The organism is Streptomyces sp. NPDC006207 (assembly GCF_040613835.1).
Lineage (GTDB): Bacteria > Actinomycetota > Actinomycetes > Streptomycetales > Streptomycetaceae > Actinacidiphila.
Genome location: NZ_JBEXSX010000004.1, coordinates 48,921 through 62,892, shown reverse-complemented (window position 1 = coordinate 62,892; position 13,972 = coordinate 48,921). Strand labels below are relative to the sequence as shown.

Below are 13,972 nucleotides of genomic sequence, written 5' to 3'. Positions count from 1 at the left end.
CCTGTGAGCACCTTCCAGGCCCCCAAGGGCACCTATGACCTCCTGCCGCCCGATTCCGCCGTGTTCCTGGCGGTCCGCGAGGCGCTGGCCGCGCCGCTGCGGCGGTCCGGCTACGGCTACGTCGAGACCCCCGGATTCGAGCAGGTCGAGCTCTTCTCCCGCGGCGTCGGCGAGTCCACCGACATCGTGACCAAGGAGATGTACACCCTCACCACCAAGGGCGGCACGAACCTCGCGCTGCGCCCCGAGGGCACCGCCTCCGTGCTGCGCGCCGCGCTGGAGGCCAACCTGCACAAGGCCGGCAACCTGCCGGTCAAGCTCTGGTACTCCGGCTCGTACTACCGCTACGAGCGGCCGCAGGCCGGGCGTTACCGCCACTTCTCCCAGGTCGGCGCCGAGGCGATCGGCGCCGAGGACCCGGCGCTGGACGCCGAGTTGATCATCCTGGCCGTGGACGCCTACCGCTCGCTGGGGCTGCGTGACTTCCGCCTGCTGCTCAACTCGCTGGGCGACCGCGAGTGCCGTCCGGTCTACCGGGCCGCCCTCCAGGACTTCCTGCGCGGCCTAGACCTCGACGAGGACACCCGGCGCCGGATCGAGATCAACCCGCTGCGCGTCCTGGACGACAAGCGCGACAGCGTGCAGAAGCAGCTCGTCGGGGCCCCGATGATGCGCGACCACCTGTGCGAGGCCTGCAAGGCCTACCACGAGCAGGTGCGCGAGCTGCTGACGGCCGCGGGCGTGGCCTACGAGGACGACCCGAAGCTGGTGCGCGGTCTGGACTACTACACCCGCACCACCTTCGAGTTCGTGCACGACGGCCTCGGCTCGCAGTCCGCGGTCGGCGGCGGCGGCCGCTACGACGGCCTGTCCGAGATGATCGGCGGCCCCGCGCTGCCGTCGGTGGGCTGGGCGCTGGGCGTGGACCGTACGGTGCTGGCCCTGGAGGCCGAGGGCATCGAGCTCGAACTGCCCGCTGCCACGCAGGTGTTCGCCGTGCCGATGGGCGAGGAGGCGCGCCGGGTGCTGTTCGCGGTGGTCACCGAGCTGCGCCGGGCGGGCGTCGCCACGGACTTCGCCTTCGGCGGCAAGGGGCTGAAGAACGCGATGAAATCAGCCAACCGTTCGGGAGCGCGCCTGGCGATCGTCGCCGGCGAGCGCGACCTCGCCGAGGGCGTCGTGCAGGTGAAGGACCTGGAGAGCGGCGAGCAGAGCGCGGTGCCGCTCGACGGCGTCGTCGCGGCCGTGCGCGAGCGGCTCGTCTGACCGTCCGGCGGTCACGCGGCCGGCCGGTGTCCCCACCGGCCGGCCGCGCCGTGCGCGCGCACCGGCCGTCGGCCACCGGCCTCCCGGCCGCGGGTCACTCCGGCCGTCCCCGCTCGATCCACCGGGCGATCCGCTCCGGCCGCATCGGCCGCCCGAAGTACCAGCCCTGGCCCCAGTCGCAGCCCAGTGAGCGCAGCCGCCGGGCGTGCTGGGAACTCTCCACGCCCTCGGCGGTGACCGTGAGGCCGAGCGCGTGCGCCAGCGACACCAGGCCGCCGACGATCCGCCAGCCCACCGGGTCGTCCGTTCCGGCGCGGTGGGGGTCGGTGACGAACGCGCCGGCGATCTTCAGCCCGGACACCGGAAGATCCCTCAGGTAGGCGAGGTTCGACCAGCCGGTGCCGAAGTCGTCGACGGCCAGTGAGACCCCGGCGTCGGCGATCGCCTGCAGGGCGCGCAGCGACTCGTCCTCGGGCCCGATCACGGCGCTCTCGGTGATCTCCAGCTCCAGGCGCCCGGGTTCGAGCCCGGTGCTCTCCAGGATCGACGTGACGTCGTGCACCAGGCCGGGGTTGCGGATCTGACGGACCGCCAGGTTGACGTTGATCTGCGGGGCCGCCTCCCCGTAGCGCCGCACCCAGGCGGCCGCCTGCCCGACCGCCCGCTCCAGGATCCACCGGCCCAGCGGCATGATCAGCCCGGTCTCCTCCGCCGTCCCCACGAACTCGTCCGGCCCCAGCACCCCGAACTGCGGGTGACGCCACCGCACCAGCGCCTCCACCGCCGCCAGGGAGCCGTCGGCGAGCGAGCACAGCGGCTGGTAGTCGATGAAGAACTCCCCGCGGTCCAGCGCCACCGGCAGCCGTACGGAGATGGCGTACCGGCTCACGGCGCGCGCGTTGTGCCGGGGGTCGAAGAGCGTCCAGCGGCCGCGGCCGGCCTCCTTGGAGCGGTACAGCGTCAGATCCGCCGCCCGTACCGCCGCCCCCGGGGTCGTGGCGGCGATCCGCTGCGCCAGCACCCCGACGCTCGCGCCGATCGTCAACTGCTGGCCGCCCACGAGGAAGGGCCGCGCGAGCGTGGTCAGGACGAGCTTGGCGACCGCCACCGCCTCCTGGTCGCCGCGGCACTCCTCCAGCAGCACCACGAACTCGTCCCCGCCCAGCCGGGCGACCAGGTGCCCCAGCGGGGCGAGCGCGGCGTCCAGCCGCTCGGCCACGGCCGTCAGCAACTGGTCCCCGGTCCCGTGACCGAGGCTGTCGTTGACGACCTTGAAGCCGTCGAGGTCGACGTAGCACAGGCCGAAGCGGGCGCCGGGCTGCGGCTGCTCGAAGAGGCCCTCCAGCCGCTCGAAGAACGCCGTGCGGTTGGGCAGCCCGGTCAGCGGGTCGTGGGTGGCCTGGTGACGCAGCCGCTCCTGCAGCCGGTAGCGGTCGGTGATGTCCTCGACCATCGCCACCTGGTAGCGGGGCTCGCCGTGTTCGTCGCGGATCAGCGAGACGGTCAGGTGGGTCCACACCACCTCGCCGTCGCGCCGGTAGTACGGCTTGTCGCACTGGAACCGCTCGCGGCGGCCGTTGACCAGGTCGTCGTACGCCTCCCACACCCCCGGGGCATCCTCGGGGTGCACCAGCTCCGTGACCCGGCGGCCCCGCAGGTCCTCCGGGCGGGCCCCGAGCAGATCCCGGAGCGCCTGGTTGAACTGCACGATCGTGCCGTCCACGTCCGCGATGCCGATGCCGATGGCGGCGTGTTCGAACAGGGCGCGGAACCGGGCCTCCGAGGCGTGCCGGGCCCGCTCGGCGTCCTCACGGGCACGGAAGGCCGCGCGCTGGATCGCCTCCTGCTCGCGAAGCGTCCGCTCGCGCAGCGCCGCCGCCCAGCCGGAGGCGAAGGCGCCGGCCACCACCGGCACCCGGTCGGGAGCAGCCGGCTGGATCTGCAGCAGCGCCACGGCGGCCGCCAGGATCTCCGGGTCGGTGAAGTGGGCCTCCACCAGCAGCATGCCGGCCTGTTCCGCTTGCGCGGTGTCGCACGTGGGGTCGCCCAGCGCCCGCCCGAGCAGCTCCGCGGTCGTTGCCGCCACCCGGTGCAGGGTCAACGGGGGCAGGGCGAGCCCCGGGCCGGAACGCAGCAGGTGCGACCAGGCGTCCGCGAAGTCCGGGGCGGGTCCCGCGACGGGCGACGGCGACTGGCTCACGGCCGCCTCCCCACGCCGGCCAGGCCCGACATCCACTCCGGATGCGGCCCCACCGACTCGGGGCCCTCCGGGCGCCACTCGGGCAGCCACACCAGGCCCGGCGGCAGGAGGTCCCAGCCGTCGAAGAACGCCGTCACGTCCTTCCTGGTCCGCATGACCAGCGGCGTCGTGGTGCGCCGCGCGTACAGCTCCGCCAGCGAGTCCGCCTGCTCGGGGCGGCTGTCCCGGGAGGCGTGGGTGAGTACCAGATGGCTGCCGGGCGGTACCGCGTCGCGCAGCGCGCCCACGATCTTGGGGGGGTCCTCGGCGTCGGTGACGAAGTGGAGCATCGCCACCAGCAGCACCGCCACCGGTTCCCCGGGTGCCAGCAGGGCGGTGACCTCGGGCCGGGAGAGCAGGTCGCCGGTGTCGGTCATGTCGGCCATCACCATGGCGCTCAGCGGGTCGTCCTGGAGCAGCAGGCGGCTGTGGGCCACCGCGATCGGGTCCAGATCGACGTACACCACGTGTGCTTCCGGGCGGACGGCCCGCGCGACCTCGTGCACGGCGCCGAAGGTCGGGATCCCGGAGCCGATGTCCAGGAAGCGGGTGATGCCCAGGCCGGCGAGGTGCTGGACCGCGCGGCGCAGGAAGGCGCGGTTGGCACGCATGATCACCGGCAGGTCGGGCCACAGCGCCATGGCCTGCCGCGCCATGTCGCGGTCGGCCTCGAAGTTGTGGGATCCGCCCAGGTAGTAGTCGTAGACCCGGGCGGCGTTCGGCGTCTCGACGTCCGTCCCTGCGGGCACCCACTCGGGTCGACGCATGGGGCACCTCTCCCCGTCGAAGTGGATCCTCGGATCTCCGGGTCCTCTGAGAATCCTATATGTCTTATGTATGCGCATTTTTGGAGGGTGCGGTCCATCGCGCCTGCGCGGCGGCCGGTAACACGGCGCGACGGCTGCCACACGAAGAGCAGCAGAATTCCGCCCTCCCGCCCGGCCGTTGTCGCTCGCGCGGGTGACACGGCACCATGGGACCCGGCACTTCCGGCAGGTTCGACGCGTTGGGCAGTGCGGCACATCCCCGACCCACGGAAACGGCGACATGGTGACTACGGTGGTTGACACGGCTCGCACCGACGGCGGGAGCCAGGAGTCCACGGACGGGCTCGTCGGCGCGGGCAGGGCCTTCACCTGGCTGCTCGTGGTCTGCGGTGCGCTCGGCCTGCTCGCCTCGTGGGTCATCACGATCGACAAGTTCAAGCTGCTGGAGGACCCGAACTTCGTCCCCGGCTGCAGCCTGAACCCGATCATCTCCTGCGGCAACATCATGAAGAGCGAGCAGGCGCACGCCTTCGGCTTCCCCAACCCGATGATCGGCATGGTCGCCTACCCGGTCGTCATCGCCCTCGCCGTGGGAATGCTCGCCGGCGCGCGCTACCGTCGCTGGTTCTGGCTCGGACTGCAGGCCGGGACGCTCTTCGGCGTCGGCTTCGTCACATGGCTGCAGTACCAGTCGCTGTACAGCATCGGCTCGCTGTGCCTGTGGTGCTCGCTGGCGTGGGTCGTCACCATCGCGCTGTTCTGGTACACCCTCGTCCACAACCTCAAGCACGAGATCATCCCGGCGCCCGCCCGTGTCCGGGACCTGGTGCTGGAATTCCACTGGGTCGTCCCCGTCCTCTGGTACGGCGTGATCGCGGTCGCGATCCTGACCCGCTGGTGGACGTACTGGAGCACCCTGATCTGACGGCGGGGCCGCGGTGTCGGTGCCGTGACATAGGCTTCCTTGCCGTGGAGCCCGACCTGTTCACCGCCGCCGCAGAGGAACGCCAGTCGAGGGAGCCCGGAGGCAGCCCCCTGGCCGTACGGATGCGCCCGCGCACCCTCGACGAGGTCGTGGGGCAGGGCCATCTGCTCAGGCCCGGGTCGCCGCTGCGGCGCCTGGTCGGCGAGGGCGGCGGCGGACCGGCGGGACCGTCCTCGGTGATCCTGTGGGGTCCGCCGGGCATCGGCAAGACGACCCTCGCCTACGTCGTCAGCCACGCCACCAACAAGCGCTTCGTCGAGCTGTCGGCGATCACCGCGGGCGTCAAGGAGGTCCGCGCGGTCATCGAGAGCGCCAAGCGCGAGTCCGGCGGTTACGGCCGCGACACCGTGCTCTTCCTGGACGAGATCCACCGGTTCAGCAAGGCCCAGCAGGACTCCCTGCTCCCCGCCGTCGAGAACCGCTGGGTCACCCTGATCGCCGCCACCACCGAGAACCCGTACTTCTCGATCATCTCCCCGCTGCTGTCCCGGTCCCTGCTGCTCACCCTGGAGCCCCTGACCGACGACGACCTGCGCGGCCTGCTGCGGCGGGCGCTCGCCGACGAGCGCGGGCTCAAGGGCGCGGTCACGCTGCCCGAGGACACCGAGGAGCACCTGCTGCGGATCGCCGGCGGGGACGCCCGCCGGGCGCTGACCGCCCTGGAGGCCGGCGCGGGCGCGGCCCTGGCGAAGGGCGAGCCGGAGATCTCCCTGAGCACCCTCGAGGAGACCGTCGACCGCGCCGCCGTGAAGTACGACCGCGACGGCGACCAGCACTACGACGTGGCCAGCGCCCTGATCAAGTCCATCCGCGGCTCGGACGTGGACGCCGCCCTGCACTACCTGGCCCGCATGATCGAGGCGGGGGAGGACCCGCGGTTCATCGCCCGCCGGCTGATGATCTCCGCGAGCGAGGACATCGGCCTGGCCGACCCGACCGCGCTGCCCACGGCGGTCGCCGCGGCCCAGGCGGTGGCGATGATCGGCTTCCCGGAGGCCGCGCTGACCCTCAGCCACGCCACGATCGCGCTCGCCCTGGCCCCCAAGTCCAACGCGGCGACGACGGCCATCGGGGCCGCGCTCGCCGACGTACGCGCGGGCAAGGCGGGGCCGGTCCCCGCGCACCTGCGCGACAGCCACTACAAGGGCGCCGCGAAACTCGGGCACGGCCAGGGCTACCAGTACCCGCACGATCTGCCCGGTGCCATCGCCGCCCAGCAGTACGCGCCGGACGAGATCCACGGCCGGCGCTACTACGAGCCGACGCGCTACGGCGCCGAGGCCCGCTACGCCGACGTCCTGGAACGGGTCAGGGAGCGGCTGGCGGGGGAGTAGCGCCACGCCCGCTGGGGCCGGGTGCGCCGGGGCCGGGGCCGGGTCAGTGCTCCTGTGCGGCCGCGGCCTCCTGCGCGGCGTCGAAGAGCGTGTGCATGGCCCGGTGCAGGTCGGCGTGGCCCCGTACGGGCTCCAGGAACTCGAAGCGCGCGTCGAAGGTGCCGTCCTCGCCGGTGAAGCGCACCCGCAGCCCGAAGCGGTCCAGGGCGAGCGGCACCGCGGTGGTCGGCGTGCTGCGGCAGGCGCCGGTGCCGCCGGCGAGCGCGCACAGCCAGCCCACCTGGTCGGCGTGGGCGGCCGCCAGGTGCTGCAGCAGCTCCGCCTCGTGCTCGACCAGCGGGTCGGGACGGGCCGCGGCGAACTCGTCCGGCTCCACCTGCTCCGCGCCCCACAGGTCGTCCAGCGACGCCTCGCCGACCTCCAGCCGTAGCCGCACCTTCCCGGCCGGGGCCGGCAGGTCTCGCGCGACGGTGAGCCAGCCGGCGATCCAGGCGCGGCCGCGGATGCGTCCGGGCACCGCGACCGGGGCGACGTCAGTGATGTCGAGCACAGCCGTGAGGTCGTCGTCCTCGGCGTGCGTGGCGGCCCGTACGGCGGGCGATTCCGCGGGGAACAGCAGGAACAGGTCACCGTCGGTGCCCACGATCCGCTCGTCCGGGACCATGAGCTCGGGGAGGTCGGGCACCAGGCCGGGAATCACCAGGATGGCGGAGGCGGTACTCTGTACGAGAGTTCGTGTGCGCTCGGCTGCTGACGGCAGTCGGGCGGTTTCATGCCCGCTGGGACGCGGCTGACCATGAGCTGATCGGACCCCCGTCAAGTCGGCGCCCGCCGTGGCGTCGGCGGCGCCCTGCGTGGCGTCCATTCCGTCCGTGATGCGCGTGGTGTTCCCAGGGCGAGACATACGATCTCCTTCGCTAAGGTAAGCCTTACCTAACTTACATGGAGGTCTGGGAAACGTGAACCAGTCGCGTCCCAAGGTCAAGAAGTCGCGTGCCCTCGGCATCGCCCTGACGCCGAAGGCCGTCAAGTACTTCGAGGCCCGTCCCTACCCGCCGGGCGAGCACGGCCGTGGCCGCAAGCAGAACAGTGACTACAAGGTCCGACTGCTGGAGAAGCAGCGGCTGCGCGCGCAGTACGACATCTCCGAGCGCCAGATGGCCCGTGCCTACGACCGCGCCCGCAAGGTCAGCGGCAAGACCGGCGAGGCCCTGATCGTCGAGCTCGAGCGCCGCCTGGACGCCCTCGTCCTGCGCGCCGGCCTGGCCCGCACGATCTACCAGGCCCGCCAGATGGTCGTCCACGGCCACATCGAGGTCAACGGACACAAGGTCGACAAGCCGTCGTTCCGCGTCACCCCCGACGACGTCGTGATGGTCCGCGAGCGCTCCCGCGCCAAGACCCCGTTCCAGGTCGCCCGTGAGGGCGGCTGGGCCGGCGAGGGCGAGACCCCGAAGTACCTGCAGGTCAACCTGCAGGCGCTGGCCTTCCGCCTGGACCGTCTGCCGAACCGTCGTGAGGTCCCCGTGATCTGCGACGAGCAGCTCGTCGTCGAGTACTACGCTCGCTGACGCCTGCCCCACCCGGCACGCACGTCAGCCCCGGCGCCCCGCCCTTCCGGCGGGGCGCCGGGGCTTTCGCGTGCCCGGGGCGACCCTGCTCGCCCCGGTCAGTCCTGGGCGGACCGGCCGAGCGGCGCGCCCGCGGGCAGCGAATCGGCGGGTGGCACGGGACCGCGGGGCGGACGCGGGCCGGTGCGTGTCGGGGGCAGCCCGGTCAGGGCCCGGGCGACGGCCGCGTCGAGGTCGAGGACGCCCCCCTCGGCGTACGCCCCCTCGTAGCCGACCCGGCCCAGCTCGGCGCGGGCCAGTTCCTCGCAGCGCTGGTGGGGGATGCCGAAGTGGCGCGAGCCGAACACCGGCAGCCCGACGAGCCGCCAGATGCCGCCCGCCGCGCCCTGCAGCACCGCCGCCTCCCGGGCGTCCCCCGGGACCCGCAGCAGCGCGAGCAGCTCGATGCCGAGCACGATGCCCACCATGTCGCGGAAGGTGTGGTTGATCCGCACGCACTCGGCCGCCAGTTCGGCGGCGAGCACGGGGTCGTCCTGCCACCAGGCGATGACCGCCCGCGTGTAGAGCGCGTACGCCAGCGCCCAGCGCTCCCCGTGGTCCTCGCAGACCTCGCGGATGTGCTCGCAGAGCTCGATCCCGCCCTCCAGGTCCCCCTCGAAGGCCACCGCCATCGCCAGCTCGACCTCGGCCATGATGACGTTGCTGTTGAGCTCGCCCAGCGTCCGGTAGTGCCCCAGCGCCTCCTCGAACAGCGCCTTGGCGCGCGGCAGGTCGTCGCTGAGCAGCGCCCCGCACCCCATGCGGTGGACCGCGTACGCCACCGCCGTCGCGTCGCCGGTGGCCAGTGCCTGCTCCCGGCACTCGTACAGCATGCCCAGCGCCGCGGTGCCGTCGCCCTGGAGGATCGAGACGTAACCGCACACCCACAGCGCCTTGGCGCGCTGACCCGTGGGCTCGTGGTCGGCCGCCAGCGCGCGCTCCAGCCAGTACCTGCCCTCGGCGAGCCGGCCGCAGCCGACCCAGAAGAACCACAGGCTCGCCGCCAGGTACTGCCCGGTCCGCAGCTCCTCGGGGACCTCCAGGGAGAACTCCAGCGCGGCCCGCAGGTTGGCCAGCTCCCGCTCGGTGCCGGCCGAGATCTCCTCCTGCCGCGCGCCGAACCACTCCATCTCGCCCCAGGTGGCGAACCCCAGGTACCAGTCGCGGTGCCGGGTCCGCAGCCGCCGTTCCTCGCCCAGCTCGCGCAGCCAGCCCAGCCCGTACTCGCGCACGGTGTCCAGCAGCAGGTAGCGCACCACGCCCGCGTCCTCGCGGCGCAGCACCACCGACTTGTCCACCAGGTCCGCCAGCAGGTCCACTATCGTGTCGGCGGTCACCTCGCCGCCCGCGCACACGTACTCGGCCGCGTCGAGGTCGAAGTCCCCGGCGAACACCGACAGCCGTGCCCACAGCAGCCGTTCGCGCGGGGTGCACAGCTCGTGGCTCCACCCGATGGTGGTGCGCAGCGCGCGGTGCCGTTCGGGACCGCCCGTGCCGCCGCGCCGGGTGAGCAGCCGGAAGCGGTCGTCCAGCCGCCCGGTGATCTGCCGCACCGACAGTGCCCGCACGCGGCCCGCCGCCAGTTCCAGCGCCAGCGGGATGCCGTCCAGGTGGCGGCAGAGCTCCTCCACCTCGGCCCGGTTGCCCCCGTCCACGGTGAAGCCCGGCAGCACCGCGGCCGCCCGGTCGGCGAACAGCTCCACCGCCTCGTCGGCGTCGCCCAGCGGCTCCAGCGCCACGATGTGCTCGCCGGCCACCCCCAGCGGCTGCCGGCTGGTGGCCAGCAACCGCAGTCCCGGTGCCCGCCGCAGCATCGCCTCGGCCAGCTCCGCCGCCGCCTCCACCTGCGGTTCGCAGCAGTCCAGGACGAGCAGCAGCTCGCGGCGGGCCAGGAAAGCACCGAGCGCGGCCCGGGGACCGCGCGTGGTGTGGTCGGTGAGGCCGAGCGCGTCCGCCACGGCGTGGTCCACCAGTCCCGGATCCCGTACGGCCCCCAGCTCGGCCAGCCAGACCCCGTCGGCGAACCCGGCGCGCAGCCCGGCCGCCGCGCGCAGCGCGAGCCGGGTCTTGCCGACCCCGCCCACGCCGGTCACCGTCACCATCCGGGCCCGCTCCAGCAGGCGGGCCACGTCGTCGAGCTCGCGCCGCCGGCCGACGAAGTGGTTCAGCTCGCACGGCAGGTTGCCGGGCGTCGTCTCATGGCGCATGGGTCACGGAGGGTATCGTCAAATAAGCGGAACGTACAGTCCGGGCCCCCTCGCCCGGGCCGGTGGCGGGCGGCCCCGGCCCGCAATGCGGTACGGAGCGTGCTGCCCGTCGCGATAAGGTCGGTACCTGATCGGTACCTGGTTGGCGCGGTGGATCCGAGGGAGTGGCAGCGTGTCCGGTGGAGAGGTGGCCGGCCTCATCGTGGCCGTCTTCTGGGCGATCCTGGTGTCGTTCCTCGCCGTGGCACTCGTGCGGCTCGCGCAGGCGCTCCGTCAGGCCACCCGCCTCGTGGCGGAGGTGACCGACCAGGCCGTGCCGCTGCTCGGCGAGGCCTCCGAGGCGGTCCGTTCCGCCCACGCCCAGCTGGCCCGCGTGGACACCATCACCTCCGACGTCGCCGAGGTGACCGCGAACGCCTCCGCCCTGTCCACGACCGTCGCCTCCACCTTCGGAGGCCCCCTCGTGAAGGTCGCGGCCTTCGGCTACGGCGTGCGGCGCGCGGTCACCCTCCAGGCCAAGGGCGCCGCCAAGAAGCGCACCGTGGTCGTCGGCCGGACGCTTCCGTCCGCCCGCAGCCGTAAGTCAAGGGGCTGACCTGCATGTTCCGCCGTGCCTTCTGGTTCACCGCCGGTGCCGCCGCCGGGGTGTGGGCCACCAACAAGGTCCATCGCAAGATCCGCAGCCTGACCCCTGAGAGCCTCGCGGCGAAGGCGGCCGACAAGGCCCTCGAGGCCGGGGACCGGCTGCGCACGTTCGCGCAGGACGTCCGCGCCGGGATGACCGAGCGCGAGGAACAGCTCAACGACCAGCTGGGCCGTACGGCCCCCGACCTCGACATGCCGGCCCAGCGGCCGGAGATCGCGTACCACCACCGGAAGGACGAACACTGATGGAGTCGGCAGAAATCCGCCGCCGCTGGCTGCGTTTCTTCGAAGAGCGCGGGCACACCGTCGTGCCGTCGGCGTCGCTCATCGCCGACGACCCCACGCTCCTTCTGGTGCCCGCGGGCATGGTCCCGTTCAAGCCCTACTTCCTGGGTGAGGTCAAGCCGCCCTTCCCGCGCGCCACCAGCGTGCAGAAGTGCGTCCGCACGCCCGACATCGAAGAGGTCGGCAAGACCACCCGCCACGGCACCTTCTTCCAGATGTGCGGCAACTTCTCGTTCGGCGACTACTTCAAGGAAGGCGCCATCAAGTTCGCCTGGGAGCTGCTCACCTCTCCCGTGGCGGACGGCGGTTACGGTCTCGACCCCGAGCGGCTGTGGATCACCGTCTACAAGGACGACGACGAGGCCGAGCAGATCTGGCGCGAGGTCGTGGGCGTGCCCGCCGAGCGCATCCAGCGTCTGGGCATGAAGGACAACTTCTGGTCCATGGGCGTCCCCGGCCCCTGCGGGCCGTGCTCCGAGATCAACTACGACCGCGGCCCCGAGTTCGGCGTCGAGGGCGGCCCGGCCGTCAACGACGAGCGGTACGTGGAGATCTGGAACCTGGTCTTCATGCAGTACGAGCGCGGGGAGGGGACCGGCAAGGAGGAGTTCCCGATCCTCGGCGACCTGCCCGCCCAGAACATCGACACCGGTCTCGGTCTCGAGCGTCTCGCCATGATCCTGCAGGACGTGCAGAACATGTACGAGACCGACACCCTGCGCGCGGTCATCGACAAGGCCACCGAGCTCACCGGCGTCGCCTACGGCGCCGCGCACGACTCCGACGTCTCGCTGCGCGTGGTCGCCGACCACATGCGCACCTCCGTCATGCTGATCGGCGACGGAGTCACCCCCGGCAACGAGGGCCGCGGCTACGTGCTGCGCCGCATCATGCGCCGCGCCATCCGCAACATGCGGCTGCTCGGCGCCACGGACGCCGTCGTCGGCGAACTCGTCGACACCGTCATCAAGACGATGGGCCAGCAGTACCCGGAGCTCGTCGAGGACCGCAAGCGCATCGAGACGGTCGCCCTCGCCGAGGAGACCCGCTTCCTCAAGACGCTGAAGGCCGGCACCAATGTGCTGGACACCGCCGTCACCGAGGCCAAGTCCGCCGGTTCCGGTGTGCTCTCCGGCGACAAGGCCTTCCTGCTCCACGACACCTGGGGCTTCCCGATCGACCTCACCCTCGAAATGGCCGCCGAGCAGGGCCTGTCGGTGGACGAGGACGGCTTCCGCCGCCTGATGAAGGAGCAGCGGGACCGCGCCAAGGCCGACGCCCTGGTGAAGAAGAGCGGTCATGTCGACATGTCGGCGTACCGCTCCATCGCCGACACGGCCGGGAGCACCGTCTTCACCGGGTACACCGACAACGAGGGCGAGGCCAGTGTCGTCGGCCTGCTGGTCGACGGTGTGCCCTCGCCGGCCGCCAACGAGGGCGACGAGGTCGAGGTCATCCTCGACCGCACCCCCTTCTACGCCGAGGGCGGCGGCCAGCTTGCCGACACCGGCCGCATCCGCACCGAGTCGGGCGCCGTCATCGAGGTGCGCGACGTGCAGCAGCCCGTGCCCGGCGTCACCGTGCACAAGGGCAGCGTCCAGGTCGGCGAGGTGACCGTCGGCTCCGCCGCGTTCGGCAAGATCGACCTCGGCCGCCGCCGCGCCATCGCCCGCGCCCACAGCGCCACCCACCTCACCCACCAGGCGCTGCGCGACGCGCTCGGTCCCACCGCCGCCCAGGCCGGTTCGGAGAACTCCCCGGGCCGCTTCCGCTTCGACTTCGGCTCGCCGGCCGCCGTGCCGGGCAGCGTGCTGACCGACGTCGAGCAGAAGATCAACGCCGTGCTCTCCCGCGAACTCGACGTCACCGCCGAGATCATGAGCATCGACGAGGCCAAGAAGGCCGGCGCCATCGCCGAGTTCGGCGAGAAGTACGGCGAGCGGGTGCGCGTGGTGACCATCGGCGACTACTCCAAGGAGCTCTGCGGCGGCACGCACGTCCACAACACCGCCCAGCTGGGCCTGGTCAAGCTGCTCGGCGAGTCCTCGATCGGCTCCGGCGTGCGCCGGGTCGAGGCCCTGGTCGGCGTGGACGCGTACAACTTCCTCGCCCGCGAGCACACGGTCGTGGCTCAGCTCCAGCAGCTGGTCAAGGGCCGTCCGGAGGAGCTCCCTGAGAAGATCTCCGGCATGCTCGCCAAGCTCAAGGAGGCCGAGAAGGAGATCGAGCGCTTCCGCGCCGAGAAGGTCCTGCAGGCCGCCGCCGGGCTCGCCGCCTCCGCCCAGGACGTCAAGGGTGTGGCCCTGGTCACCGGCCAGGTGCCGGACGGCACCGGCGCCGACGACCTGCGCAAGCTCGTCCTGGACGTCCGCCAGCGGATCAGCGGCGGCCGCGCCGCTGTCGTGGCCCTGTTCACCGTCGCGGGCGACCGCCCGCTGACCGTCATCGCCACCAACGAGGCGGCCCGTGAACGCGGTCTGAAGGCCGGCGAGCTGGTCCGCACCGCCGCCAAGACCCTCGGCGGCGGCGGTGGCGGCAAGCCGGACGTCGCCCAGGGCGGCGGCCAGAACGCGGACGCGGTCGGCGAGGCCATCGCCGCCGTGCAGCGCCTCGTCGCCGAGACTGCCTGAGGTC

11 protein-coding genes are annotated in these 13,972 nt (G+C 72.5%); 7 read left to right on the top strand and 4 right to left on the bottom strand.

The features are described from left to right. Nucleotides 1-3 precede the first annotated feature (3 nt). Nucleotides 4-1,266, top strand: a complete 1,263-nt coding sequence (gene hisS, locus ABZ312_RS04190; protein WP_500324431.1) for a histidine--tRNA ligase — start codon at nucleotides 4-6, stop codon at nucleotides 1,264-1,266. Nucleotides 1,267-1,360: 94 nt separating this feature from the next. Here hisS and ABZ312_RS04185 read toward each other — a convergent pair whose 3' ends face one another. After that, entirely contained in the window at nucleotides 1,361-3,466 is a 2,106-nt protein-coding gene (locus ABZ312_RS04185; RefSeq protein WP_500358910.1) for a putative bifunctional diguanylate cyclase/phosphodiesterase, read from the bottom strand. After that, entirely contained in the window at nucleotides 3,463-4,272 is an 810-nt protein-coding gene (locus ABZ312_RS04180; RefSeq protein ID WP_500324429.1) for an SAM-dependent methyltransferase, read from the bottom strand. Before ABZ312_RS04180 ends, ABZ312_RS04185 begins: the two co-directional genes overlap by 4 nt. Nucleotides 4,273-4,552: 280 nt before the next feature. Between ABZ312_RS04180 and ABZ312_RS04175 the strand changes: the two genes are divergently transcribed. Together ABZ312_RS04175 and ABZ312_RS04170 are read left to right on the top strand one after the other, a co-directional pair. Beyond that, a complete protein-coding gene (locus ABZ312_RS04175) occupies nucleotides 4,553-5,197 on the top strand; it encodes a vitamin K epoxide reductase family protein (protein WP_500324428.1) in 645 nt (214 codons plus the stop codon). Between the two features lie 44 nt (nucleotides 5,198-5,241). Next, on the top strand, nucleotides 5,242-6,591 hold the full coding sequence (locus tag ABZ312_RS04170; protein ID WP_500324427.1) for a replication-associated recombination protein A: 1,350 nt from the start codon (nucleotides 5,242-5,244) through the stop codon (nucleotides 6,589-6,591). A 43-nt stretch (nucleotides 6,592-6,634) separates the two neighbouring features. Here ABZ312_RS04170 and ABZ312_RS04165 read toward each other — a convergent pair whose 3' ends face one another. Next, a complete protein-coding gene (locus ABZ312_RS04165) occupies nucleotides 6,635-7,351 on the bottom strand; it encodes a DUF2470 domain-containing protein (protein ID WP_500358911.1) in 717 nt (238 codons plus the stop codon). Nucleotides 7,352-7,550: 199 nt separating this feature from the next. Here ABZ312_RS04165 and rpsD point away from each other — a divergent pair, with 199 nt between their 5' ends. Continuing rightward, nucleotides 7,551-8,162, top strand: a complete 612-nt coding sequence (rpsD, locus tag ABZ312_RS04160; RefSeq protein ID WP_018564200.1) for a 30S ribosomal protein S4 — start codon at nucleotides 7,551-7,553, stop codon at nucleotides 8,160-8,162. Between the two features lie 98 nt (nucleotides 8,163-8,260). On the opposite strand, the gene ABZ312_RS04155 is transcribed toward rpsD, so the two are convergent. Then, complete coding sequence (locus tag ABZ312_RS04155) at nucleotides 8,261-10,408, bottom strand: ATP-binding protein (RefSeq protein WP_500436432.1); 2,148 nt, start codon at nucleotides 10,406-10,408, stop codon at nucleotides 8,261-8,263. Nucleotides 10,409-10,580: 172 nt separating this feature from the next. Between ABZ312_RS04155 and ABZ312_RS04150 the strand changes: the two genes are divergently transcribed. The 3 genes from ABZ312_RS04150 to alaS are packed head-to-tail and all read left to right on the top strand — an operon-like array spanning nucleotide 10,581 to nucleotide 13,968. Next, nucleotides 10,581-11,003 (top strand): DUF948 domain-containing protein, encoded by a 423-nt coding sequence (locus ABZ312_RS04150; protein WP_450385979.1) that lies wholly within the window; start codon nucleotides 10,581-10,583, stop codon nucleotides 11,001-11,003. A 5-nt stretch (nucleotides 11,004-11,008) separates the two neighbouring features. After that, on the top strand, nucleotides 11,009-11,299 hold the full coding sequence (locus ABZ312_RS04145) for a DUF6167 family protein (protein WP_500324425.1): 291 nt from the start codon (nucleotides 11,009-11,011) through the stop codon (nucleotides 11,297-11,299). Further along, nucleotides 11,299-13,968, top strand: a complete 2,670-nt coding sequence (alaS, locus tag ABZ312_RS04140) for an alanine--tRNA ligase (RefSeq protein ID WP_500324424.1) — start codon at nucleotides 11,299-11,301, stop codon at nucleotides 13,966-13,968. Before ABZ312_RS04145 ends, alaS begins: the two co-directional genes overlap by 1 nt. Nucleotides 13,969-13,972: the final 4 nt, after the last annotated feature.

What these genes read in the sequence shown, in the direction of transcription:
- ABZ312_RS04180 (WP_500324429.1), bottom strand. Translation starts at nt 4,272, where the DNA reads ATGCGTCGACCCGAGTGGGTGCCCGCAGGGACGGACGTCGAGACGCCG.
- ABZ312_RS04155 (WP_500436432.1), bottom strand. Translation starts at nt 10,408, where the DNA reads ATGCGCCATGAGACGACGCCCGGCAACCTGCCGTGCGAGCTGAACCAC.
- alaS (WP_500324424.1), top strand. Translation starts at nt 11,299, where the DNA reads ATGGAGTCGGCAGAAATCCGCCGCCGCTGGCTGCGTTTCTTCGAAGAG.
- ABZ312_RS04175 (WP_500324428.1), top strand. Translation starts at nt 4,553, where the DNA reads ATGGTGACTACGGTGGTTGACACGGCTCGCACCGACGGCGGGAGCCAG.
- ABZ312_RS04145 (WP_500324425.1), top strand. Translation starts at nt 11,009, where the DNA reads ATGTTCCGCCGTGCCTTCTGGTTCACCGCCGGTGCCGCCGCCGGGGTG.